2 protein-coding genes are annotated in these 1,304 nt (G+C 52.2%); both read right to left on the bottom strand.

The annotated features are described in order from the left end of the window. Positions 1 to 420, bottom strand: a 420-nt coding sequence (locus tag DQ405_RS28885) for a TniQ family protein (RefSeq protein ID WP_174824736.1), incomplete at its 3' end; no start/stop codon positions are given. A 24-nt stretch (positions 421 to 444) separates the two neighbouring features. Beyond that, the gene (locus DQ405_RS26995; protein WP_241730250.1) at positions 445 to 1,140 is read right to left on the bottom strand and encodes a transposase; all 696 of its coding nucleotides are present in this window, start codon (positions 1,138 to 1,140) and stop codon (positions 445 to 447) included. Positions 1,141 to 1,304 lie beyond the last annotated feature (164 nt).

Consider the following 1,304-nt stretch of genomic DNA (forward strand, 5'->3'; position numbering starts at 1 on the left):
GTACGCCACGCCGTAATTTTGAGTGTCCTCGTGGACGCAACTTCCGCAATACCTGAAAGACGCATGCTTAAGGAACCGCGAGGCTGTTAAGCCCAAGCTCATCTTAAGGCCATTACCGTGATTGCCAGCCATGGCGATACAGGCCGCACTGTACGTCGCATCATCCAGAAATGGCTGATAGAGAGGCAAAAGCGTGAAGCATCTAATCAGCTCTCCTACCGAATAGGCTGCCGCCAGCCGTTGCGACAGAGCGCCTAAGCAACACGGCAGAATAGAGCCACAAGTCCTAGAATATGTCCCAAAAAGCTCCTGGCTTGTTAGCCGGTAACTGCAGTTCGCCACCAGCCGGTGGTAACGGACTGCCAAGCTGTAGAGGGATTCATCAGGAAACGGTTGAGGAAAAAGAAGCAAGCGCTCCATAGACCCAAGCTCCCACGAATCACGTCACCAGGCCGAGTCCTTAGTCACCCAACCACGCTGTTCAAGCTGTGTCTGCACATCCTCGCCCTTGGCAAAATGCACGCTTGCTACAGCCCCCTCGGCTAACGGAACCATTGGCCTGCTCGCAGCCTTTGTGGCTGGTTTATCAGTGGTTTCGGCTGCTGGAACAATCGCAGCCTGAGTAATCAGCGAGAGATGTGTCCTATCTGCTCGACGAGCCAAATCGTAATTCATCATCTGAGTGATTTGATCCTTTGTGGGCATCATGTCCTCAAAGTCAGCAATCTGCAGAGGATCACCGCTTCGTAGAGCCTCAATGGGCTTGTGCAGAAACCTCATCTGGTTGTCGTACACCTGCTGCAGAACCGCAGGCGTAACCGAATCAATGTCTTCCCAAATTGCGTGCCGCTGAGCGAGCATTAAAAGCTTAGCTAGGAAATCCGTGTTTCCTTGAGTGAGATCGTAAATTCTGGACAGGAGCTTTTCCGTCAGCGGAGCACAGGCTGTTGTCCAGTCATAGGCCCACAGCTGTGATACCAGATGAGCCCAAAACGGATCGTCCTCGCCGAACCTGTCAAAGCTGATCGGTCCCATACCCGCCGCTCGCCGGGCATTTCGCAAAACGCCAGAAAATAGTGGAAGCATCGCATTTGTACCAACATAGACCAGCGGAACACCGGCATCATTGGATAACGTCACAAAAAATTCAGCAGCTTATCCCGATCTTGCCCGCCTCGGGACGAACAAAGATGTTGCATTTCATCAATGATGAGGGCGCCGATGAAGTAGGTTTTGCACAACTGACTAATATATTGAAGCATGACACTAATGCTGCGGCCCGTAATGCCTCTGCGCGTGTACTT

The sequence above is a fragment of the Pseudomonas sp. SST3 genome, from assembly GCF_003325755.1.